Source organism: Agathobaculum sp. TL06 (assembly GCF_054658635.1).
Genome location: NZ_BAAGGY010000001.1, coordinates 139,925 through 160,379, shown reverse-complemented (window position 1 = coordinate 160,379; position 20,455 = coordinate 139,925). Strand labels below are relative to the sequence as shown.

The following is a 20,455-nucleotide window of genomic DNA, read 5'->3' as shown; positions in this document are numbered from 1 at the left end:
CTTAACTGCATAGAAATCAGTGAGTTGTTCGTAGGGCGCGACGACCCGGCGCGCCGAGGTCGTCGCGCCCTACGGTTTTGTTTTGAAATAGAATGATGGAGGAATATAAAAATGGCTTTTACCGCTGCTGACGTAAAAAAGCTCCGCGAAATGACCAACGTGGGCATGATGGACTGCAAGAAGGCGCTGACCGAGTCCGACGGCGACTTTGACAAGGCGATCGAGCTTCTGCGCGAAAAGGGCCTGGCCAAGGCTGCCAAGAAGGCGGACCGTATCGCGGCCGAGGGCGTTGTCTGCGCGACCGTATGCGATAAGTACGGCGTGGGCGCGATCATCGAGGTAAACTCGGAAACCGACTTTGTTGCCAAGAACGCAGACTTCCAGCAGTTCGTTACCGATCTGGCCGGCGTTGTGACCAAGGAGGCGCCCGCTGATGTGGAAGCGCTGAAGACCTGCAAGATGGGCGACCTGACCGTTCAGGAGGTTCTGCAGGAGAAGGTGCTGACGATCGGCGAGAACATCCAGATCCGCCGCTTTGAGCGTTTTGACGAATCCACGGTCAACGTAGCGTACAACCATATGGGCGGCGTGATCGGCGTGCTGGTCGGCCTGCAGGTTTCGGACAACCTCAAGGATAATGCGACGGTTAAGGAGCTGGGCAAGGACATCGGCATGCAGGCGGCTGCGATGAACCCGTCCTTTATGGATAAGTCCCAGGTGGACGAGGCGACTCTGGCCAAGGAGAAGGAAATCCTGCTGGCGCAGGCGCTTGAGGAGAACAAGACCGCTGCCAAGCCGAAGCCGGAGCAGATCATTCACAAGATGGTTGAGGGCCGTATCGGCAAATACTATGAGGAGAACTGCCTCCTGCAGCAGGCGTTTGTCAAGGAGAATAAGGTTTCTGTGGAGCAGCATATTGCGGCTGTGGCTAAGGAGCTCGGCGGCGAGATCAAGCTGGCCAAGTGCGTGCGCTTTGAAAAGGGCGAGGGCATTGAGAAGAAGCAGGACGACTTCGCGGCGGAAGTCGCTTCCATGGCCAAGTAAGCTATACTGTGAAAAAGGGACGCAGGGTAAACACCCTGCGTCCCTTTTATAATGCCTGCTTTTTCTTCCGGTACAGCAGCTCGTCGGCCAGCGCGGCCAGACAAAGCCCGCCAAAGGAGAGTAATAGGACCAATGCGCCGGTCCTTACCCAGAAGGTTTCCGGCAGGATGAGGATGATTTCATCCAGGCGCGCGTCGAATACCCAGTTGGTCTTGCCGGGAAAAAAGACCTGATGAAAAACAGTAAACAGGCTGTTGAAATCGCAGAACGCCCAAATCGCGGCGATAAGGTAAACAACGCCCATGGCGGCAGCCGCCCAAAATGCAGGTCCGCGCCCGTGGAACCGGTAAAACTGGAGCCTGCGGCGGCGGCCAAGCAGCGCAAGCAAAACCAGCGCGGCGGCTGAGCCGCCCAGCAGGACAAAGTCCTGCTGGAACAATGTCTTACAGTCCGCAAAATGCGCTTGGCCATCCTCCGACCAGGCCAGATCACCTGTGCCGAATGGGGCATCGAACACCAGATAATCCATGACCTCGTCATAGGCCTCACGGATCGTCTGCTCGCTCCAGCCGGTCCGCTCGGTGAGCTGAAGCGAGTCGATTTGCTGATAATAGAACGGGCGGCACAGGATAGGGAAGGCGATTGCGGCGGACAGAAAGAATACCGCTAATACAACTGACAGCAGGATAGACAGGGATTTTGATGGTTTCATTGTTTTGTTGCTCCTTGCGGATAGGATGAAAGGGCGATACAGACCTGTGAAGGCAGATAAAAGAACCACATGCCGAAATGCGTGCAGGAGGGGAAGATCCCCAGATTCCATGCGCCGACGCAGAGGTCGCAGCAGACAAACAAAAGCAGCCCGCAGGCAAACAGGCGCTGCTTCCGGCCGCAGGACCACAGAAGCATACCTTCCCATGCGTTGACAGCCAGATTGGAAAAATAGAAGACCGAAAGCGCGGAAAGCGTATCGGTGCCGTAAAAGAACACCAACAAAGGCAGGATACGGAAAGGAAGCGTTGCAAAGCACAGCCCGCCCCGCAGCCGGTACAGGCGAATACTGTAGACAAGCTGCACGATGCAGAAAAGCGATACGCCGAACAGATAATTCCGGTTTTGGACCAATAAAAACCAATCGGCAGCGGCGGTAAATAGCAGGGCGAGCGCGACAAGCCTCCCATCCTGACAGGAATGGTTGGGCAGGGCTGCGGAAAAGCAGAGCAGTATGGAAGCGTATTTGATCCATGTACTGTCGGCCAGCGCCGTAAGGTCAAGAACCAGAAAGCAGGCGTACAGCAGGCAGGCGAGCGGCAGGAATATGCGAGGGAAAACGCGCTTCATGGAACATCTCCTTTCCGGAATAATACTATGCCAATATTCTGCGTCTGTCAAGCGAGCAAGGCATACGGATTACAGAGAAAAAGCCGCCGCTTTTGCTTGCATTTGGCGCAGATATTCGGTACAATAGGAGCAGAATGTAAAAGGAGCCCGCTTTATGAAACTTCATTATGATATCACCAAGCAGGACTATATCGACTTCAATTTGAATTACTATACCAATAACGCAGTCGTACAACGCAGCATCCTGACGACGCGGATCGCTTCCGCAGTGATCGTCGCGCTGGGCGGCACGGCGCTGATGTATTGGCTCAAGGCGCTGAGCGTGGTATCCGTCGTCGGATATTTGGCGCTTGCGGCGGTCTGTTTTTTCGGCACGCCGTGGTATATGAAGCGTAAGGTTGTAAAAAATGTGGAACGCATCCTGCAAAGGGCCAACAATAAGCAGCTTTGCGGCCCCAAGACACTGACCCTGCGGGAAAACGAATTCGAGCTTGCAGGGGAAAACGAGGATACGACCTATCAATATGAAGCGGTCCAGCGCACAGCGTCGGATACCGGCCATTACTATATTTTCGTAGATGAATTTTCCGCGGTCATCGTGCCTTTTTCCGCCTTTGCGGACGAGGGACAGAAACGGGATTTTTATGAGCGGATCACGGCTCATATTACCGACGAGGCGCTCAAATGTTAAACAAGCTCCCTATATAGGGAGCTTTGGCATTAAATATGGGAACTATTTGAAAGAGGCAGTCGTCTAACCAGTAAACTGAAAGAATGGGAGGGATTTCAAGTGAAAAGACGGATAATAGCCTGGGTGCTTGCGTTTTGCATGGGGGTGCCAGCATGCGCCGGTGCAGCGCAGGAACAGGAGGTGTGCGGCTACCCGACAGAAGATGCTCTGCGGGAACTGCCAAAAACAGTCACGCGCGGTGACTTCCTGGAAGCGCTTGCGGCGGCATCCGGCGAGGACGTGTCGGACAGCGCGTGGATCGACATGGAGGAATACTTCACCGACGGCGCGGACGCATCCGACGAGGTTAAGTGGACGTTTGCAAAATGGATCCTGAACGGAGATGCGCAGGACGGGGAAAAAGCGGCGCTGCGCCTGGACGACCCGATCACGCGGCAGGAAGCGGCGGCGCTGCTCGGACGGTATTTGGATTATCGCTACACCGCGCTCCCCGCGGGCTGCGGCACCGGTTCGCCCGATCCGTATAATATTGCGGAGTGGGCGCAGAGCGGCGTGAGTAAGTGCTGGATGTACGGTGTGATCGATATGTCGGATGAAAGCAACGTCAGCTATCCGGATGGCACGGTGTCCAGCGCATTGGAGTTCCGGCCGAATGATCTGGTTGCCGGCAGCGAGGCGGCGCAGTGGATTGCAAACGCAAATGCGCTTAATATGAGCGCGGTCGCCGCGCCGGAGCAGCCGGATTTCGCTGACGCCCTTATCCGTGCGGTGGATGCGGAGGGCAACTGGTCGCTGTCGCCTTACTCCATCCGGATGTGCCTGGCCATGCTGGCGAACGGTACGAAAGGGGAAACGCAGCGGGAGCTGCTCGATGCCTTGCAGATCGAGGATCTGGCGGCGTTTAACCAGACCGTGAAAGAGCAGCTTGCGACCTATGACGGCTACGCGCGCATTATGTCGCTCGAAACCGCCAATTCCCTGTGGATCAATCAAAGCTGGTTTGATGGGGCGGGCGAGTTCCTGCCGGACTATGCGCGCGAAATGGACGAATATTTCCGCGCCGCGGTAGAGGAGGTCACAAACGCGGACTCGGTCGAACGGGTCAACGCCTGGGTGGACGAGAAAACGCATGGCAAGATCCCGACCATTCTGACCGAGGACAACCGCGAGTTTGTCACCGCGCTGATCAATGCGGTGTACTTCAAGGCCGCTTGGGAAAAAGAGTTTTCCCCCGCACGCACGGAAAAGGCGGACTTTACGAATGCGGATGGTACGGCCGGCACGGTAGACATGATGCGCCAGACCGACGTCTTTGGCTATTATTCCACCCCGGGCGCGGAGGCGCTCAAGATGGACTACCGCAAATACGCGGTGGACAACTGGGAGGGCGACAACTGGGAATACTTCCGCGATGCGGATTTCAGCATGTACCTGATTAAAGCGGACGATGCGCTGGACGTGCAGAACCTGCTGGACAACGCGGAATTTACCTATAGCGACGTACGGGTTTCCATACCCAAATTCAAGGTGGAGTACGGCGTACCGCTGGACGAAGCGCTGCAGGCGCTCGGTGTGCAGACAGCGTATGAGCCGGAAAAAGCCGATCTGACCGCGATGCTCGACCCTTCTGGACTGCCGGACAAGCAGCATTTCCTGGACACGGTGCTACACAAAACCTACATCGCTGTGGATGAAAAAGGCACGGAAGCCGCGGCGGTCACCGCCGCGATGGATGGTGCGGGCGCGGCGCTGCCGTCCCGCCCCGAACTGGTGCGCACGTTCACCGCGGATGAGCCGTTCTGGTTTGTTATCCGTGATAACGCAAACGGCGAGATTTTGTTTGCCGGCCGCTACGAAACGGCGAATTAACGGTTGACAAAGCAAGGCTCGGGGTATAATATAAATGTATTCATAAGCAAAAGCGATGACGGAAATCCCGTAAGTATCCAACAAGCGTCTGGCAGAGAGCGGACGACGCGGCTGAAAGCGTCCGCAGGCGCGGAGAAAGCGGCACCGATTCCCGAGCCCCGCGGCGGAAAAGCGCAGTATGCCGCGGCGTGTCGTCCTCGTTACGGACTCCAGAGCGGCAAGCCGAAAACGGGCTTGCAAGCAGGGTGGAACCGTGGGTTTATGCTCACCCCTGATTTTATGTCGGGGGTGGGCTTTTTCGTTCTCCCCCAAAAATACAAAAGGAGGAACACTGTTATGTCCGAAGAAAACAAGTACACGTTTGAAAATCCGGAATACCGCGACACCTACCGTCACACGGTATCCCATATCCTTGCGCAGGCGGTCAAGCGCCTGTATCCCGAGGTCAAGCTCGCCATCGGCCCGTCGATCGAAAACGGCTTCTACTACGATTTCGACGCGCCGTTCTCCTTTACGCAGGAGAATCTGGACGCGCTCGAGGCCGAGATGAAGAAGATCTGCAAGGAGAAGCTGCCGCTCGAGCGCTTCGAGCTGCCGCGCGCCGAGGCGCGCAAGCTGATGGAGGAAAAGGACGAGCCGTACAAGGTGCAGCTCATCGACGACCTGCCGGAGGATGCTACCATCTCGTTCTACAAGCAGGGCGAGTTCACCGACCTGTGTGCCGGCCCGCATCTGGATACCACCGGCCGCGTCAAGGGAAACGGCATCAAACTGATGAACGTCACCGGCGCATACTGGCGTGGCGACAGCAAAAATAAGATGCTTCAGCGTATCTACGGCACGGCCTTCCCCAAGAAGGATGAACTGGACGCCTACCTGAACATGCTGGAGGAGGCCAAGAAGCGCGACCACCGCCGTCTGGGCAAGGAGCTTGGCCTGTTCATGCTGACCGAGGAAGGGCCGGGCTTCCCGTTCTTCCTCCCCAATGGCATGACGCTCAAGAACACCCTGATCGACTACTGGCGCGAGGTCCACAAGAAGTACGGCTATGTCGAGGTTTCCACGCCGGTCATCCTCAGCCGCAAGCTGTGGGAGCGTTCGGGCCACTGGGAGCACTACAAGAACAATATGTACACCACGGTCATTGACGACGAGGACTTTGCTATCAAGCCCATGAACTGCCCGGGTGGCATGCTGGTCTACAAGTCCCAGCCGCACTCCTACCGCGAGCTGCCGCTGCGCGTAGGTGAACTGGGCCTTGTCCACCGCCACGAGCTGTCCGGCGCGCTGCACGGCCTGTTCCGCGTGCGCTGCTTCACGCAGGACGACGCGCATATCTTTATGACGCCGGACCAGATGAAGGATGAAATCAAGAACACGGTCAAGCTGTTCGACGAGGTGTACTCGGTGTTCGGCCTGAGTTATAAGATCGAGCTGTCCACCATGCCGGAGGATCACATCGGCACGGTCGAGCAGTGGGAGCACAACCAGGATATCCTCAAGGAAGCCATCACCGAGATGGGCAAGGACTATGTGGTCAACGAGGGCGACGGCGCGTTCTACGGTCCCAAGCTGGACTTCCATCTGGCCGATTCGCTCGGCCGCACCTGGCAGTGCGGCACGATCCAGCTGGACTCCCAGCTTCCCGAGCGGTTTGAACTGGAGTATATCGGCGCGGACGGCGAAAAGCACCGCCCGATCATGATTCACCGCGTGGTGCTCGGCTCGATCGAGCGCTTCATCGGCGTCATCACCGAGCATTTTGCGGGCGCGTTCCCCACCTGGCTCGCGCCGGAGCAGGTGCGCGTTATGCCCATGACCGACCGCAATATCCCCTGCGCGCAGGAGGTCGTGAGGCAGCTCACCGAAGCGGGCTTCCGCGTGAGCATGGATGACCGCAACGAGAAGATCGGCTACAAGATCCGTGAGGCGCAGGTGCATAAGGTGCCGTATATGGTCGTTATCGGTGACAAGGACGAGGAGAAGGGCATCATTTCGGTGCGCGAGCGCAAAACCGGCGAGACCACGCCGATGGAACTGGTGGAGTTCATCGAAAAGCTGTCCTATGAGGTGAAAGAAAAGCTGCGGTAATCCACTGGAAAGGGGATAGGGCTATGAAAAAGCTGGCTGCCACTTGTTTTGCAGTATTGTTGATGACGTTTGCCGCAGGAGCGGCAAACGTCGGCACGATCGACAACGCCTATCCGGGCGACACGGAAGCGCAGGCGCAGATGCTGTACGACCTCGGCCTGTTTCGGGGGACGGAAAAGGGGTTTGAGCTGGAACAGCCCATGACGCGCGCAGAGGCGGCTGTGATGCTGACGCGCTTCCTCGGCGCAGAGCAGACCGCGCTGGAAGGAGCGTGGACGCACCCCTTTACCGATGTACCCGAATGGGCGGACCCCTATATTGCCTGGCTGTATCAAAGCGGTCTGACGCGCGGCGTATCCGCAACCAGATACGGCGCGGAGGAAAGCGTGACCTATGGGCAGTACTGCACGTTTCTTGCGCGCGCCTCAACGGATGAGGAAAGCTATGACTTTCTGGGGGTTTACGGCGTAGATGAGGAGGGCGACTGCGACCGGGCGGGTTTTGTCCGCGGGGACGCGGTATCGCTGTCCGCACGCCTGCTGGGAGAATACTACCTCAAATATGAGGACACAAACGGCATTACGGTCGCGCAGAAACTGATCGACCGCGGCGTATTCTCCTTGGAGCAGTTCAAGAAGGCGGCGTGGGACGTTTTGCCGCGCGAATATACGCAGGATACGTTGCACGGATTCAATGATATGGATTACCGCCTGTCCTGTGTGATTGCGGGCGTGCCGGTGGTGCGCTGTGCGGATGATGAAATTGACGTAATTTATTATTCCAAATCCCCTCTGAATCAACTGTATGGCGAGAAAGCGTCGGAAGGGCATGACTATGTATGCTTCCGCCTCGATGCGGAGACGCTGGAAGCGGAAGAGCTGCTGCGCGGTCCGGAGGGAAGCACGGCGAAAATCATGGGATACGCGGGAGGGACAGACTACCTCCTGCTCCGTGAACCGGAGGGGGATACGGTCTATGCGGTCCGTGGCGCGGAGACGGAAGCGGTGCTTTCTCTGACAAAGCAAGAGGGAAGCGACGCGTTGTTCTCCTGCCTGCAGGGAGAGGATGGCTGCGTGTTCCAGGCCAGTGAGGATAAATTCTACCGTTTGGACGAAAACGGTGCCAGCGCCCTGCCGCTTGCAGCCGGGGATCGGCTGTCCGTTGTCCTGAGCAGCGGCCTGCTGCTGATGGAAAATATCACGGCCGAACACACGGTGATCTCGGGCTGGAGCTGGGACGGTGAGCCGGCCGGAAGCTACACGGTAGAAAACCGATATCCCCTGCCGGAACACGCGGCACAGTGGACAGAGGATGTATTGGCCTATTGGCAGGGCGAGAATGCGCCGAAGCTCCTGTCAGATAACGGCTCCTGCGCCTGGGGTACGGCGGGGCTGTATCGGGCAGAGGATGGCAAGCTGCTGCAGATCACAGACAAGCCGGTATATGACTGCGAGATCGACCCCGCAGACGGCAGCTATGTGCTGCTGACCTCGCCGGCGGACGAACGCCCGGGGTATTATGGCGCAGGAGTGTTTACGCTGGCGGGTACCGAAGCGATACGCATTGCGGCGGACGGTATGGAAACCGTGCTGCTGGCAAACCAGCCCGCGCATGGACTGACCTTTGACCGGATCACCTGTGCGGAGGCGGGTGTGGTGCGTGTACAGTACACCTATGTGATGGGGATGGCGGATTACCACTCCTACGAATATGCGATTGAGAACGGCCGGCTGCGCGCGCTGGTCAACAGGCCGGGCATGGGATTTTCCGGCTATACGGAAGAGGAATGCGCGGTCGAGCAGGCGCGGCTGGATGCGCTCGGCGTCGGGGTCAACTCATAGTCTGGCGCATCGGGGGTAAAGAATGAAAAAGTTTTGTGTGCAATACGATGCCCTGTGCGTCCGCGGTAGGGCTTAGTTCCCCTGTTCCAGAGCGCGGATCGCGTCGGAACGCTTGAAAACCTTGACGTGGTAAAGCTGGCCGGCTTCCAGCGGGCCGAAAGTGAAGCGGCCGAGCTCGTCGGTATACAGCGCGCTCACAGGCGTGGCGGGCGCGTCCGCGCGGTAAAAGGTCACAAGCGCTTCCTCAACCGGTTTCCCGTTCTGATCCACTACTGTCCCGACAACCGCGGGGCGCTGATCCAGATATAGGGATACCGTGGTATCGACGACCTCATGAGCCGCAGGCTTGACATAAAAGGACTGAGAAAGGTTCATAGTGATTACCCCTTTGTTTGATACATAAGAATCTATTGTTATTTTATGAAATCTATTTGGAAAAGGTGAGGGAATACAATTATGGCAGAACAGAAGAAGCTGGTCAGCGAAATCACATCCATGGATGTGGATTTTGCGCAGTGGTACACCGATATCGTGAAGAAAGCGGAGATGATCGACTATTCCTCGGTCAAGGGCTGCGTTATCATGCGTCCGTACGCGCAGGCGCTGTGGGAAAACATCCAGCAGGCGTTGGACGGTATGTTCAAAGAGACCGGACATGAAAACGTCGCGATGCCGATTTTCATACCGGAAAGCCTGCTGCAGAAGGAAAAGGACCATGTCGAAGGCTTTGCGCCCGAGGTGGCCTGGGTCACGCATGGCGGCTCGGAAAAGCTGGAAGAGCGTCTTTGCGTCCGTCCGACGTCGGAAACGCTGTTCTGCGAGCATTACGCGAAAATCGTTCGCTCCTGGCGCGACCTGCCGAAGCTGTATAACCAGTGGTGCAGCGTAGTCCGGTGGGAAAAAACCACCCGTCCGTTCCTGCGCAGTCGGGAATTCTGGTGGCAGGAAGGGCATACTGTCCATGCAACGGCGGAAGAAGCGATGGAGGAGACCCTCCGCATGCTGAATATTTACGCCAGGTTTGCGGAGGAATGGCTCGCTATTCCGGTCATCAAGGGGGAGAAAACCGAAAAGGAACGCTTTGCGGGCGCGGAGAAAACCTACACTATCGAGGCCATGATGCATGACTGCAAGGCGCTGCAGTCCGGCACCTCGCACTATTTCGGCGACGGATTCGCGCGTGCGTTCGGCATGCAGTACACGGATAAAAACAATACGCTCCAATACATGTACCAGACCTCCTGGGGCATGTCTACGCGCATGATCGGCGCGATCATTATGACGCATGGCGACAACGAAGGCCTCGTATTGCCGCCCCGTATTGCGCCGACACAGCTTGTTGTCATTCCGGTGGCAAGCCATAAGCAGGGCGTGACCGAAAAGGCGCAGGAGCTTTATGAAATGGTAAAGGCGGCTGGTGTGCGCGCCAAGATCGACCTGTCCGAAAACAGCCCCGGTTGGAAGTTCGCCGAGTACGAGATGAAGGGCGTGCCGCTCCGGCTGGAGGTCGGACCGCGCGATATCGCAAACGGGCAGTGTGTTCTGGTACGCCGTGACAACCGTGAAAAGACCGTTGTGAAATTTGAAGAGCTGACGGAAAAAATTCCGGCGCTGCTGCAGGAAATTCAGGATGCCCTGTTCCAGAAGGCGCTGAAAAACCGTGAGGAGCACACCTATACCGCGAAATCGCTTGACGAGATGAAGTCGATCCTCGCCGAGCATACCGGCTTTATCAAATCCATGTGGTGCGGTGACCTCGCCTGCGAGGAAAAGATCAAGGAGGAGACCGGTATGCCGAGCCGCTGCATGCCGTTCGAGCAGGAGCATATCGCGGACGTATGTCCGGTATGCGGGAAACCGGCGCACAAAATGGTCGTTTGGGGTATCGCGTATTAAAGATCCGGCGGAAGGAGGGATGCCTTGGTGAGCTGGCTGGAAAACTTGATAGAGAACGGCTTGCCCGGCATCGCACTGACCGCACTGTTTATCGCGGCCACAAGTATTGTGACGCTGGTCTGCGTACGGGTGGTTAACCGGATTATGTTCCGGCTGATCGACCGGCAGAAGCAGGTCAGCAGCGGCAACGCGACGATATTGGCGTTCTGCCGGTATCTTGCGATTGCAGCTTTGTATTTCACGGGCTTCGCGGTGATCGTTTCCAACATACCGGCGCTCAGCGCGGGTATGAACAAGCTGATGGCCGCGGGCGGCGTGCTCGCGGTGGTCGGCGGCCTGGCATCGCAGGAGGCGCTGGGCAGCATAGTCAGCGGGATGATGATTCTGGCGTTCAAACCGTTTGTGATTGGAGACGTGGTGCGCTGTGTGGATAACGACATTTCCGGTGTGGTCGAGGAGATCACCCTGCGCCACACCGCCATCCGCACCTACGAAAACAAGCGCGTGATCGTGCCGAACAGCGTGATGAACAATTCCATTATCGAAAATGCGGACTATGGCGACAGCCGCGTCTGCGCATTCCTCGAGATCGGCGTGACCTATGAATCCGATATCGCCCGCGCCAAGGAGCTGCTCGCGCAGGAGATCGCCCGCCAGCCGGACTTCCTTGATGTGCGCACGTCCGAACAGGTTGCGGCGGGCGCGCCGCTGGTACAGGTGGTCGTGCTGGCGCTGGCGGAATCCGCGGTCACGCTGCGCGCGTCGCTCTGGGCCAAGGACAACGGTACCGCGTTCAGCCTGAAATGCACGGTGCAGGAAAATATCAAGAAAATCTACGAGCAGGAAGGAATCGAAATTGCCTATCCGCATGTGGTCGTCGTGCAGAAAGGAAACGGCAGTCCGTAAAAATTCGTGTAGCACAAGCAGTAAAACAGCAGAAAGGGGCCATATCGCTATGATGTGGCCCTTTTTGTTTTATTGCAATTCAGCTTCCATTTCTTTTTGAATAAAAAATGAATTTTGGAGGGAGGGCTTGATTTTTCCTTTCCATGGTATTATCATAACAGTGTTGGCACTCGAAGTGTTAGAGTGCTAACACCATTTCATCAATAGAGGTGCATCGACCATGGCAAAGAAACAATTTAAGGCGGAGTCCAAGCGCCTGTTGGACTTAATGATCAATTCGATTTATACACATAAAGAAATTTTCCTGCGGGAGCTGATCTCCAACGCTTCGGATGCAACGGATAAGCTCTACTATAACGCAATGAAAGAAGGCAAGACCGGCATCACACGCGACAGCTTACCGATCGAGCTGACGCTTGACAAGGAAAACCGCCGCTTTGTGATTGAAGACCACGGCTGCGGCATGACAGCGGAGGAGCTGGAAAGCAACCTGGGTACGATTGCCCGATCCGGCTCGCTTGCTTTTAAGAAAGAGAACCAGGATCAGGCGGATATTGATATTATCGGCCAGTTCGGCGTTGGCTTCTATGCGGCATTTATGGTCGCAAGCCATGTAGAGGTCGTGTCCCGTGCGATCGGCAGCGACCAGGCAAACCGTTGGGAATCCGACGGCACGGCCGGCTATACCGTAACGCCGTGTGAAAAAGAAGAAAACGGCACCCGTATTACGCTTACAATCAAGGAAAATACGGAAAACGAAACCTATGACGAATTCCTGGAACCCTACAGGATACAGGCATTGGTAAAGAAGTATTCGGATTATATCCGGTATCCGATCAAGATGGACATGACGCGCTCCCGCATGAAGGAAAAGCCGGCGGATACAGGGGAGGATTACCAGCCGGAATGGGAGGAATACACGGAAAACACGACCCTCAACTCCATGGTCCCGATTTGGAAAAAGTCCAAAAAGGATTTGACGGAGGAGGAATACAATTCGTTTTATACCTCCAAATTTTACGATTACCAGCCCCCGCTCTGCCATATCCATTCCAGCGTAGAGGGCGCGGTGACCTATACGGCGATGCTGTTCATCCCCGCGCATGCGCCGATGGATTACTATACCAAGGACTATGAGAAAGGGCTGCAGCTTTATTCCAATGGCGTCCTGATTATGGATAAGTGCGCCGACCTGCTGCCCGACCATTTCAGCTTTGTGCGCGGTATGGTGGATACAGCGGATCTTTCGCTCAATATTTCCCGTGAGATGCTGCAGCACGACCGCCACCTGAAAGCGATTGCGCAGAGCATTGAGAAGAAAATCAAGAGCGAGCTGCTCAAAATGCAGAAGGACAAGCGCGAGGATTATGAAAAGTTCTGGAAAGCATTTGGACGCCAGATTAAATATGGCGCATATGTGGACTACGGCGCGCATAAGGAATTGCTGCAGGATCTTCTGATTTACCATTCCTCCACCGAGGATAAGCTGGTCACGCTGGAGGAATATGTTTCCCGCATGAAGGAGGAACAGAAATATATCTACTATGCCTGCGGGGAAACGATCGATAAGATCAAACTGCTGCCGGCGATGGAGACGCTTCGCGACAAGGGCTACGAGGTTCTGTGCCTGGATGATAACATCGATGAGTTCTGCATAAAAATGCTGGCAAGCTATCAGGAGAAAGAATTCAAGTCGATCGCTGACGCGGACCTTGGGCTGGAGAGCGAAGATGAAAAGGCGGAAATCAAAAAGCTGACCGAGGAGAATGAGACGCTTCTGTCTGCGCTGGGAACCGCACTGGAGGGTAAGGTAAAGAAAGTGGAATTAACCGGCCGCCTGAAAAGTCATCCGTGCTGCCTGCGCGCGGAAGGTCCTGTGACCTTAGAGATGGAAAAGGTACTCAACCAGCAGGCGCTCGACGATAGCCAGCGCGTACACGCGGAGCGCATTTTGGAGCTGAACGCGGAGCATCCGGTTTTCAAAAAGCTTTGCGAGCTGCAGCAGCAGAACTCGGATAAGGTTGCGGTCTACGCGGAAATACTCTATACGCAGGCGCTTCTGATCGAAGGGCTGCCGGTTGATGATCCGGTGTCCTATGCCAACGCGGTGTGCGGTTTGATTTCGTAAATTAGAGGAGAGGGTATGCCTGGATGAAAAAGCTGCTTTGGATCGTCAACCCGCATGCGGGACGCGGCGCAATCGCCGGCAAGGTCGTCGATTGTGTGAGCACATTCCAGAAGGCGGGCTACGACGTTACCCTCTATGCCACGCAGGGGACGAAAGACGCAACCCGCGTTGCGCGGGAAAGGGCGGCGGAGTTTGACCGCATTGTCTGTGCGGGCGGGGACGGGACGCTCAACGAAGTGGTCACCGGCCTGATGGAAGCGCAGACCCGTCCGCCGCTTGGTTATATCCCTGCGGGTACGACAAACGATTTTGCACTCAGCCTGGGCATACCCAAATCTCCGGTGGAGGCGGCGGCTGTCGCAGCCAGCGACAATTTGCAGGCGCTCGATATCGGGATGTTCAACGAACGGTATTTCAACTATATCGCGGCGTTCGGCGTGTTTACCGAGGTATCTTACGCCACACCGCAGCAGACCAAAAACGTCTTTGGCCGCGCAGCGTATATCATAGAAGGCGTCAAATCGCTGACCAACATCAGGGAGCACCATATGCGTGTGAACAGCGCGGAAATGACGGTGGAGGACGATTTTATTTTCGGCATGGTGTCCAATACCGTCTCTGTCGGAGGCTTCAAAACGATTTCAACGGATGATGTAGCGCTGGACGATGGCTTGTATGAGGTGCTTTTGGTCTATCCGGTAGAAAACCCCATGGAGCTTCAGTGGCTTGCCAATGACCTGCTGACGGGAAATGTGGACTCCAACCGCTTTGTGTATTTCCGGACGTCGCAGATCACGTTTGATGCGGAGGACGATGTCCTGTGGACGCTGGATGGGGAGTTTGGCGGTGCGGTAAAGCACGCGGACATTACAAACTTCAGTCGGGCGATCACATTTGTCGCCGGCGATACAAAAAATCTTGAAAAGGCAGAGGAAGCCTGATATAATAGGGACAGGGAATGAAGTTCTCCCTTGGCGCATGCCGCCTGAACCGCTTGAAAAAGCTGATGACTTCTGCACGAAAAAACGTGCGGGGCATCAGCTTTTTTATGCTCCGCCAAAAATGGAGGGAAAAGTTCATGTTAACAAGTTTGGCGTATGTGTTCCTGTTGGGGATGCTGCTCGGATGGGCGTTTGGCCGGATCGGCCTGCCAAGCCTGCTCGGTATGCTGGTTACAGGCATCCTGCTCGGCCCCTGTGTACTCAACCTGTTAGACCCTGCGCTGTTGGGGATCAGTGCCGACCTGCGGCAGCTCGCGCTGATCATCATTCTGACAAGGGCCGGATTGTCGCTGAATATCGCGGATTTGAAACGCGTGGGGCGGCCGGCCGTGCTCATGTGCTTTGTGCCGGCCTGCTTTGAGATATGCGGCATGGTGCTGCTGGCGCCGAGGATGCTGGGGATTACCGCTCTGGAAGCAGCGGTTATGGGAGCGGTCATTGCGGCGGTATCGCCCGCGGTTATTGTGCCGAAAATGCTCCGGCTGATGGAGGAAGGCTATGGGACAGCCAAAAGCATACCGCAGATGATTCTCGCGGGCGCATCGGTGGACGATGCCTTTGTCATTGTGCTGTTTACCGCTTTCACAGGCCTTGCACAAGGGGATACGGTTGCCGTGATGGATTTCTTGCAGATCCCGCTGTCGATCCTGCTCGGCATAGCGTGTGGCGCGGCGCTGGGACGCCTGCTTGCATTGCTTTTTCAGAAAAAACACATGCGCGATACGGCAAAGGTGCTGATTATTCTGAGCGCCGCATTTTTGCTGGTGGCATTGGAAAACCGCGTGAAAGGCATTGTTCCGTTTTCCGGTCTGATCGCTGTTATGTGCCTTGGCATCTTGCTGCAGCACAACAGGCCCGAAGCCGCGGCGCGTCTGTCGGTCAAGTTTTCCAAGCTATGGGTCGCGGCGGAGGTGCTTCTGTTTGTGTTGGTGGGTGCCGCTGTCGATATCCGCTATGCGGCGCAGGCCGGCCCTGCCGTTGTATTGCTGCTGTGCTGCGTGCTTTTGTTCCGGATGGCCGGCGTATTCTGCTGTATGCTGGGGACTGTGCTGAACGCAAAGGAGCGGCTGTTCTGTATGATCGCTTATATGCCGAAGGCAACGGTGCAGGCCGCAATCGGCGCCGTGCCGCTTTCCATGGGTCTGGCGTGCGGACAGATCGTTTTGACTGTCGCGGTGCTGTCGATCCTGATTACCGCCCCGCTCGGCGCATTTGGCGTTGAGCGCACCTATAAGGTTTTGCTGCGAAAAGAATAAATGGAAAGGAGCGGGTGCCAGGCGGCATCCGCTCCTTTGCATCGGGAAATCGAGATCAGCAGCACTTTCTCTGGAAAGATTTGCAGTCAGTACACTGATCGACCGTCGGGTTGGCCTCATGCGTGCCTACGGTGATGCAGTCCAGCGCGCAATACTCTGCACCGTCACTGTGATTGGCGCACTGATTGACCGTGCAGCGGATTGCCTTGTTGCAGTTTGAACGATCCATAAGAAAGACCTCCTTTTTTGATTTCCCCATTAGTCTCTCCGATCGCGGGCGAAATATACATTGACAAAATCGAGCAAATTGGGGTATACTTTTTCCGGAGACTTCCTTTCCCGAAAGCGTGCGCTGCCGGGCGAGCGTCTGCATAAAATCACTGTCTGCTGTCAAAGATTCGATCTGCGATGAAAGAGCGAAAACCATAAAACGGGCGTTCTGTGTCGTGTGGATACAGGGCGTTTTTTGTTGCAGGAGGAATAAAATGGAAAACCGTATTGCGATTTTGGGCATTATTGTCGAGGACCGCGAATCCAGCGGCGAAGTCAACGCCCTGCTTCACGAATATGGCGACTCGATCATTGGGCGCATGGGGCTGCCGCATTATCGTGAAAGCTGTTCGATCATTACGATTGTGATGGACAGCACGATCGATACGATCAACGCACTGTGCGGCAAGCTCGGCCGCCTGAAGCATGTTCAGGTCAAATCCATGATGGCAAAATAAGGAGAGAATGAAAATGAAACGTATTTTATCCAGTTTCGTGGCGTCGGTGATGGCGTTATCCCTGCTTGCGGGCTGCGGACAGAGCGATACGACGCCGCAGGAGCCTGAGCAGCAGCAAACAGCGACGGTGGAAGCCGGTTACGAGGACGGGGTAAGCATCCGCGTTGCCGCCCTGAAAGGGCCTACGGCCATGGGGCTGGTTCAGATGATGAAGGACAACGAGGGGGACGAAACGCATTACCAGTTCGACCTCTATACCTCCGCGGACGAGATCGTCCCGTTGATCGGTAAAGACGAGGTGGACATCGCGCTTATCCCGACCAATCTGGCGGCAACCCTGTACCAGAGGACCGAGGGCGGCGTGCAGGTGTTGGATGTCAACGCCGGAAACGTATTATACGCGGTTTCTCACGACGAGGCCTTGAATACGATTGAGGGCTTAGCGGGCAGGACCATTTATATGACCGGCAAGGGGACTACGCCGGAGTGGACGCTGCGCTACCTGCTTGACAAAAGCGGTATTGAGGAAAGCGATTTGACGATTGCATTTAAAAGCGAGGCGACCGAGGTGGTATCCGCACTGTCGCAGGATGCGGAAGCGGTCGGCATTCTGCCGCAGCCTTTCGCAACCGTTGCGTTGATGCAGGATCAGGAACTATCAATGAATTTCCCGTTGGAAGACGCATGGAAAACGTACAGTCCGAATGGGCAGGGAATTGCGACCGGCGTCACGGTCGTCCGCAAGGCGTTTGCGGATGAGCATCCTGCGGCGGTAGCGCAGTTCGTGCAGGATCATCAGCAGTCCGTTGAAACGGTCGTTTCCGATCCGGAGGCGGGCGCGCAGTTGATCGAAGCATACGGCATCGTCAAGGCGCCGGTAGCGCAGCTCGTGCTGACCAATTTCAACCCTGTGGCGGCAGCGTCGGGACAGGAGATGAAGGACTGGGTTTCGGATTATCTGGAAATGCTTTACGGGATCGCGCCGGACGCGGTAGGGGGAACACTGCCCGATGAAGGCTTCTACTATTTGGGCTAAGCGCTGGTTCCGCATCGGCGTGACCGCGCTTTTCTGGCTGGCTGTTTGGCAGGCGGCGGCTGTGCTCTTGCCCAAGCTGTTATTTGCAGGCCCCGTACCGACGGTGCGGAGCCTGCTTTCCCTATTGCGGAACAGCGAATTCTGGTTTTCAATCGCGCATTCGCTGGGGAAAATCGCGGCGGGCTTTTTGCTGGCCTTTGGCGCAGGCTGTCTGCTTGCCGTTGTTTGCCGCAGGATGCCGGTTCTCCGCATGCTGCTCGGGCCGCTGATACAGGGGATGAAAAGCCTTCCGGTGGCGTGTTTCATCGTGGTGGCGCTGATTTGGGTCCGTTCGGAATGGATTTCCGTCTTAACCGCATTTTTTGTTGTTTTTCCCGCTGTATACATCAATTTGGGCGAGGGCCTGCGGCATACCGATCAGGGAATGCTGGAAATGGCGCGGCTTTTTCATTTGACGCCGGCCAAACGCCTGCGAGCCGTGTGGCTGCCCGCCTGTCTGCCGTATTTGCTGTCCGCCTGCCGTGTATCCGTCGGTATGGCGCTGAAGGCCGGCGTTGCGGGTGAAATCATCGGGCTTCCGCGCCGGTCGATTGGGGAGCAGCTTTATTTATCCAAGCTCTATCTGAATACAGCGGATTTGTTTGCGTGGTCGCTGGTGATTATCCTGCTCAGCCTGGCGCTGGAGCGTCTGCTGGTTTCCGCGCTTGCCGCTGTGCAAAGGAAATGGGGGACCGCCGTATGATGCTGCGGATGGAGCATATTGATAAGGCGTTTGACGGAAACGCGGTGCTTCATGACCTGTGTTGGACGCTCGAGCCAGGGGAGTGCTGGCAGGTAACCGGCGCTTCCGGCATTGGAAAAACAACGCTCCTGCGGCTGATGATGGGGCTGGAGCAGCCCGACAGCGGGAAGCGGATCGTATCGGCTGCGGTTCGCTTTTGTCCGGTGTTTCAGGAGGACCGTCTGGTCGAAAATTGGAACGCTTTGCAGAACGTGGCGCTGGTCTGCGACGACAGTGCATCCGCATTCCGCATTCTGAGCGCGCTGCTTCCTGACAGCGCTCTGGAACAGCCGCTCTGCACGCTTTCCGGCGGGATGCGCCGGCGGGTCGCGCTGGCGCGGGCGCTTGCGGCGCAGGGAGATATTCTGGTGCTTGATGAACCGTTCGCGGGTCTGGACGCGCAGACTCTCCGGCATGCGGCGGAAGCGCTGCGCCGGTACCGGAGGGGGCGCGCGGTTGTTCTGGTTTCCCACGGGACCGAAAAGCTGTTTCCCGATTGGCACACACTGGCGTTGTGAAACAGTTTTCAGCGTGGCCAAAACCAGCGTGATATGTTATGATAAAATAATGGAAAATACCGCCGGTCAGGGCGGGCAAGAGGTGCGAATAGTATGCAAAAAGGCGATCAGGCCAAGCTGAAGCTGTTATTGACCGGTATTGCGGCGCGGCTGACAAAAAACAGGGATTACTTTGTGCGGGCAGACTGCATATTCCTATCTGGGAAAAAGAAATTTGACGCCAGCTTGGAACGGGCGGAGGCAGGCTATACGCTCCGCTTCCAGGGGACAGAGACGGCGGTCGACGCTGCGGCTTTCTGCGCTTTTTTCTCCCAGCAGGCGGAAAAATTCGACGAAGCGCGGTTGTCCTATACCGAACGCGGCACCATCGTGTCGCTGACGGTGGACGCGCGCGGCGTACAGATGAAGCAAGCGGAGCGGGAAGCGACAGCCGGGGAGCAGGCGGCTGCGGCAAACCCCTTGCTGGACAGCGGCCGGCAGTATTTGATCCGCGTTGACCAGGCAGCGCCGCTTTTGCGGGAAATCGGCATCCTCACCGCAGACGGGAAGCTCAAAAACGATATGATCCGCAAATATAACCAGATCGACCACTATGTTGAACTGGTTGCCCCTATGTTCGAAAAAGACGACGGGGAGGAAATCGTCCTTCTGGACTGCGCCTGCGGAAAATCCTATCTCAGCTTTGTGATGAATTATTACCTGCACAATGTGCTGCGGCGGCGGTGCCGCGTGATCGGCGTTGACATCAATGAGCATGTTATTGAAGAGAGCAGGGCAATGGCAAAGCGGCTCGGTTATCATAATATGGTATTCCAGTGCGCGGACCTGAGAGCCTACCAGCCGCCGAAGAATGTAACGGCGGTGATTTCCCTGCATGCGTGCGATATCGCGACCGACCTTGCATTGGCGACCGCGATACGCGCGCGGGCAAGATATATTGCCTGTGTGCCGTGCTGCCACAAGGAATTGCTGGATCAGTACCGTCTGCCCGACCTCGAACCCCTGACCAAACACGGGGTATTCAAAGCGCGATTCAACGATGTTTTGACCGATAGTATGCGCGCGCTCAAACTGGAGGCGGAGGGCTACCGCGTTTCCGTGGTTGAATATATTTCGCCGCTTGACACGCCGAAAAACCTGCTGATACGCGCAGTGCGCACTGGGAAAGAGAATCCCAGGGCAAGGCAGGAATATGACGCCGTGCGGCGGCTGCTTGGCACGACCTCCGAGCTGGACCGCCGCTGCATGGATATGGAGCAGGAATTCTTTGTCACAGACGAGGATTTGGTGCAGTAACACACGGCGTACCTTTGAATAGACTGGTATTG

At 56.4% G+C, this 20,455-nt stretch carries 19 protein-coding genes and 1 riboswitch; of the genes, 15 read left to right on the top strand and 4 right to left on the bottom strand.

Annotated features, from left to right (window positions below):
• Nucleotides 1-111 precede the first annotated feature (111 nt).
• Nucleotides 112-1,044 carry a translation elongation factor Ts gene (tsf, locus tag ACYQ3S_RS00750; protein WP_459686868.1) on the top strand — a complete coding sequence of 311 codons (933 nt, stop codon included), beginning with the start codon at nucleotides 112-114 and terminating at the stop codon, nucleotides 1,042-1,044.
• A gap of 46 nt (nucleotides 1,045-1,090) precedes the next feature.
• On the opposite strand, the gene ACYQ3S_RS00745 is transcribed toward tsf, so the two are convergent.
• Nucleotides 1,091-1,756, bottom strand: coding sequence for a TIGR01906 family membrane protein (locus ACYQ3S_RS00745; RefSeq protein WP_459686867.1), 666 nt, complete (start codon nucleotides 1,754-1,756; stop codon nucleotides 1,091-1,093).
• Nucleotides 1,753-2,385, bottom strand: a complete 633-nt coding sequence (locus ACYQ3S_RS00740) for a lysoplasmalogenase family protein (protein WP_459686866.1) — start codon at nucleotides 2,383-2,385, stop codon at nucleotides 1,753-1,755. The genes ACYQ3S_RS00745 and ACYQ3S_RS00740 overlap by 4 nt, the downstream gene beginning before the upstream one ends.
• A 154-nt stretch (nucleotides 2,386-2,539) precedes the next feature.
• Here ACYQ3S_RS00740 and ACYQ3S_RS00735 point away from each other — a divergent pair, with 154 nt between their 5' ends.
• From ACYQ3S_RS00735 to ACYQ3S_RS00720, 4 genes are all read left to right on the top strand, one after another.
• Nucleotides 2,540-3,076 (top strand): YcxB family protein, encoded by a 537-nt coding sequence (locus ACYQ3S_RS00735; protein ID WP_459686865.1) that lies wholly within the window; start codon nucleotides 2,540-2,542, stop codon nucleotides 3,074-3,076.
• Between the two features lie 99 nt (nucleotides 3,077-3,175).
• On the top strand, nucleotides 3,176-4,945 hold the full coding sequence (locus tag ACYQ3S_RS00730; protein WP_459686864.1) for a serpin family protein: 1,770 nt from the start codon (nucleotides 3,176-3,178) through the stop codon (nucleotides 4,943-4,945).
• A gap of 336 nt (nucleotides 4,946-5,281) precedes the next feature.
• A complete protein-coding gene (thrS, locus tag ACYQ3S_RS00725) occupies nucleotides 5,282-7,036 on the top strand; it encodes a threonine--tRNA ligase (RefSeq protein ID WP_459686863.1) in 1,755 nt (584 codons plus the stop codon).
• A gap of 23 nt (nucleotides 7,037-7,059) precedes the next feature.
• Nucleotides 7,060-8,877: an S-layer homology domain-containing protein gene (locus tag ACYQ3S_RS00720; RefSeq protein WP_459686862.1), complete on the top strand. Its 1,818-nt coding sequence runs from the start codon at nucleotides 7,060-7,062 to the stop codon at nucleotides 8,875-8,877.
• 72 nt (nucleotides 8,878-8,949) lie between these two features.
• Here the strand turns inward: ACYQ3S_RS00720 and ACYQ3S_RS00715 are convergent, their stop codons facing one another.
• On the bottom strand, nucleotides 8,950-9,252 hold the full coding sequence (locus ACYQ3S_RS00715) for a carboxypeptidase-like regulatory domain-containing protein (RefSeq protein WP_054325992.1): 303 nt from the start codon (nucleotides 9,250-9,252) through the stop codon (nucleotides 8,950-8,952).
• Between the two features lie 81 nt (nucleotides 9,253-9,333).
• Between ACYQ3S_RS00715 and proS the strand changes: the two genes are divergently transcribed.
• The 5 genes from proS (at nucleotide 9,334) to ACYQ3S_RS00690 (ending at nucleotide 16,064) form a co-directional block, all read left to right on the top strand.
• Complete coding sequence (proS, locus tag ACYQ3S_RS00710; protein WP_459686861.1) at nucleotides 9,334-10,773, top strand: proline--tRNA ligase; 1,440 nt, start codon at nucleotides 9,334-9,336, stop codon at nucleotides 10,771-10,773.
• A 27-nt stretch (nucleotides 10,774-10,800) separates the two neighbouring features.
• Nucleotides 10,801-11,679, top strand: coding sequence for a mechanosensitive ion channel family protein (locus ACYQ3S_RS00705; RefSeq protein WP_459686860.1), 879 nt, complete (start codon nucleotides 10,801-10,803; stop codon nucleotides 11,677-11,679).
• A gap of 220 nt (nucleotides 11,680-11,899) precedes the next feature.
• The gene (gene htpG / locus ACYQ3S_RS00700) at nucleotides 11,900-13,807 is read left to right on the top strand and encodes a molecular chaperone HtpG (RefSeq protein ID WP_459686859.1); all 1,908 of its coding nucleotides are present in this window, start codon (nucleotides 11,900-11,902) and stop codon (nucleotides 13,805-13,807) included.
• 23 nt (nucleotides 13,808-13,830) lie between these two features.
• Nucleotides 13,831-14,748 carry a diacylglycerol/lipid kinase family protein gene (locus tag ACYQ3S_RS00695; RefSeq protein WP_459686858.1) on the top strand — a complete coding sequence of 306 codons (918 nt, stop codon included), beginning with the start codon at nucleotides 13,831-13,833 and terminating at the stop codon, nucleotides 14,746-14,748.
• Between the two features lie 4 nt (nucleotides 14,749-14,752).
• A riboswitch (Fluoride riboswitch) is annotated at nucleotides 14,753-14,830 on the top strand.
• Nucleotides 14,831-14,885: 55 nt separating this feature from the next.
• On the top strand, nucleotides 14,886-16,064 hold the full coding sequence (locus tag ACYQ3S_RS00690) for a cation:proton antiporter (protein WP_459686857.1): 1,179 nt from the start codon (nucleotides 14,886-14,888) through the stop codon (nucleotides 16,062-16,064).
• Between the two features lie 55 nt (nucleotides 16,065-16,119).
• On the opposite strand, the gene ACYQ3S_RS00685 is transcribed toward ACYQ3S_RS00690, so the two are convergent.
• The gene (locus ACYQ3S_RS00685) at nucleotides 16,120-16,293 is read right to left on the bottom strand and encodes a DUF1540 domain-containing protein (RefSeq protein WP_082396669.1); all 174 of its coding nucleotides are present in this window, start codon (nucleotides 16,291-16,293) and stop codon (nucleotides 16,120-16,122) included.
• A 256-nt stretch (nucleotides 16,294-16,549) separates the two neighbouring features.
• Between ACYQ3S_RS00685 and ACYQ3S_RS00680 the strand changes: the two genes are divergently transcribed.
• The 5 genes from ACYQ3S_RS00680 (at nucleotide 16,550) to ACYQ3S_RS00660 (ending at nucleotide 20,423) form a co-directional block, all read left to right on the top strand.
• Nucleotides 16,550-16,792, top strand: a complete 243-nt coding sequence (locus ACYQ3S_RS00680; protein WP_459686856.1) for a TM1266 family iron-only hydrogenase system putative regulator — start codon at nucleotides 16,550-16,552, stop codon at nucleotides 16,790-16,792.
• Between the two features lie 13 nt (nucleotides 16,793-16,805).
• Nucleotides 16,806-17,828: an ABC transporter substrate-binding protein gene (locus tag ACYQ3S_RS00675; protein ID WP_459686855.1), complete on the top strand. Its 1,023-nt coding sequence runs from the start codon at nucleotides 16,806-16,808 to the stop codon at nucleotides 17,826-17,828.
• Nucleotides 17,803-18,570 carry an ABC transporter permease gene (locus ACYQ3S_RS00670; protein ID WP_459686854.1) on the top strand — a complete coding sequence of 256 codons (768 nt, stop codon included), beginning with the start codon at nucleotides 17,803-17,805 and terminating at the stop codon, nucleotides 18,568-18,570. Before ACYQ3S_RS00675 ends, ACYQ3S_RS00670 begins: the two co-directional genes overlap by 26 nt.
• Entirely contained in the window at nucleotides 18,567-19,127 is a 561-nt protein-coding gene (locus ACYQ3S_RS00665) for an ABC transporter ATP-binding protein (RefSeq protein WP_459686853.1), read from the top strand. Before ACYQ3S_RS00670 ends, ACYQ3S_RS00665 begins: the two co-directional genes overlap by 4 nt.
• 93 nt (nucleotides 19,128-19,220) lie before the next feature.
• The gene (locus tag ACYQ3S_RS00660) at nucleotides 19,221-20,423 is read left to right on the top strand and encodes a class I SAM-dependent methyltransferase (protein WP_459686852.1); all 1,203 of its coding nucleotides are present in this window, start codon (nucleotides 19,221-19,223) and stop codon (nucleotides 20,421-20,423) included.
• The last annotated feature ends 32 nt before the right edge of the window (nucleotides 20,424-20,455 follow it).

What these genes read in the sequence shown, in the direction of transcription:
- tsf (WP_459686868.1), top strand. Translation starts at nt 112, where the DNA reads ATGGCTTTTACCGCTGCTGACGTAAAAAAGCTCCGCGAAATGACCAAC.
- ACYQ3S_RS00745 (WP_459686867.1), bottom strand. Translation starts at nt 1,756, where the DNA reads ATGAAACCATCAAAATCCCTGTCTATCCTGCTGTCAGTTGTATTAGCG.
- ACYQ3S_RS00740 (WP_459686866.1), bottom strand. Translation starts at nt 2,385, where the DNA reads ATGAAGCGCGTTTTCCCTCGCATATTCCTGCCGCTCGCCTGCCTGCTG.
- ACYQ3S_RS00735 (WP_459686865.1), top strand. Translation starts at nt 2,540, where the DNA reads ATGAAACTTCATTATGATATCACCAAGCAGGACTATATCGACTTCAAT.
- thrS (WP_459686863.1), top strand. Translation starts at nt 5,282, where the DNA reads ATGTCCGAAGAAAACAAGTACACGTTTGAAAATCCGGAATACCGCGAC.
- ACYQ3S_RS00720 (WP_459686862.1), top strand. Translation starts at nt 7,060, where the DNA reads ATGAAAAAGCTGGCTGCCACTTGTTTTGCAGTATTGTTGATGACGTTT.
- ACYQ3S_RS00715 (WP_054325992.1), bottom strand. Translation starts at nt 9,252, where the DNA reads ATGAACCTTTCTCAGTCCTTTTATGTCAAGCCTGCGGCTCATGAGGTC.
- proS (WP_459686861.1), top strand. Translation starts at nt 9,334, where the DNA reads ATGGCAGAACAGAAGAAGCTGGTCAGCGAAATCACATCCATGGATGTG.
- htpG (WP_459686859.1), top strand. Translation starts at nt 11,900, where the DNA reads ATGGCAAAGAAACAATTTAAGGCGGAGTCCAAGCGCCTGTTGGACTTA.
- ACYQ3S_RS00695 (WP_459686858.1), top strand. Translation starts at nt 13,831, where the DNA reads ATGAAAAAGCTGCTTTGGATCGTCAACCCGCATGCGGGACGCGGCGCA.
- ACYQ3S_RS00690 (WP_459686857.1), top strand. Translation starts at nt 14,886, where the DNA reads ATGTTAACAAGTTTGGCGTATGTGTTCCTGTTGGGGATGCTGCTCGGA.
- ACYQ3S_RS00685 (WP_082396669.1), bottom strand. Translation starts at nt 16,293, where the DNA reads ATGGATCGTTCAAACTGCAACAAGGCAATCCGCTGCACGGTCAATCAG.
- ACYQ3S_RS00680 (WP_459686856.1), top strand. Translation starts at nt 16,550, where the DNA reads ATGGAAAACCGTATTGCGATTTTGGGCATTATTGTCGAGGACCGCGAA.
- ACYQ3S_RS00675 (WP_459686855.1), top strand. Translation starts at nt 16,806, where the DNA reads ATGAAACGTATTTTATCCAGTTTCGTGGCGTCGGTGATGGCGTTATCC.
- ACYQ3S_RS00670 (WP_459686854.1), top strand. Translation starts at nt 17,803, where the DNA reads ATGAAGGCTTCTACTATTTGGGCTAAGCGCTGGTTCCGCATCGGCGTG.
- ACYQ3S_RS00665 (WP_459686853.1), top strand. Translation starts at nt 18,567, where the DNA reads ATGATGCTGCGGATGGAGCATATTGATAAGGCGTTTGACGGAAACGCG.
- ACYQ3S_RS00660 (WP_459686852.1), top strand. Translation starts at nt 19,221, where the DNA reads ATGCAAAAAGGCGATCAGGCCAAGCTGAAGCTGTTATTGACCGGTATT.